The sequence below is a fragment of the Desulfovibrio sp. X2 genome, from assembly GCF_000422205.1.
Taxonomy (GTDB): domain Bacteria; phylum Desulfobacterota; class Desulfovibrionia; order Desulfovibrionales; family Desulfovibrionaceae; genus Alkalidesulfovibrio.
The window spans coordinates 1-736 of record NZ_ATHV01000056.1 but is presented as its reverse complement, the minus strand read 5'-3'; the positions used below and the strand labels follow the sequence as shown (position 1 = coordinate 736).

Below are 736 nucleotides of genomic sequence, written 5' to 3'. Positions count from 1 at the left end.
TGGGATACTTGATGCGGTCCGGGCTGTAGGCGCGGCCCACATAGCTGTTGCCCTTCACGCACAGCCCGCCCCGGGTGAAGGTGGACTCGTCCGCGCCCTCCACGAACCTGACCGCGCCGTCCTTCACGTAGCTGACGATGGAGCAGGTGTCGTAGCAGTTGCGGGGGCAGGCGTTGCGGAACGTCTGGTAGCCCCCTTCCCAGACCTGCTCCGCCTCGGCCGAGAGCGGCCTGAGCAGGCTCCCCGGCAGCGTGGCCAGGGCTCCGGCAGCGAGCAGCCCGCCGAGGAAGGATCGCCGCGAGAGGGGGCTTGCCAGCGCCCGCTCCACGGCCTGTTTGTTCGTCCGGCTCATGCCGTACCTCCTGGTTGATGCATGGTCGGGGCGGGCCGCGTCGGGCTCTCCCCGGTTTCTCCGGTCTCGGCGGAGAGCCAGGCCGCGAGCAGCGAGGCCGCGCGGCGGATCTCCGCAGGAACGTCCTGCGCCTGGCGGATGCGCGAGAGGAAGAGCGGCACCCATCGCGCCAGATGGTCGAAGAGGAAATAGCCCCACAGGGCCACGAGCTCCGGGCTCTCCGCCCCGGCGCCGGAACGCCTGAAGACCTCGTGGAAGGCCAGGACCGCGTCGAGCTCGAAGGCCAGATGGTCCTCGGGCAGGCTGCCCGCGTCCGGCACGGCAAGGCCCAGCGTCGCGTAGATCGCCGCGGCCGTGCGCGTGGCCTCGCCCTTGAGGCGCGGC

Annotated in this window: 2 protein-coding genes; both read right to left on the bottom strand. The window is 71.3% G+C overall.

The genetic code is table 11. The features are described from left to right. On the bottom strand, nucleotides 1-352 hold a 352-nt coding region (locus DSX2_RS13645; RefSeq protein ID WP_020881665.1), incomplete at its 3' end, for a twin-arginine translocation signal domain-containing protein. Beyond that, nucleotides 349-736: molecular chaperone TorD family protein (locus tag DSX2_RS13640; protein WP_020881664.1), on the bottom strand; the 388-nt coding region annotated here is incomplete at its 5' end. The genes DSX2_RS13645 and DSX2_RS13640, both read right to left, overlap by 4 nt.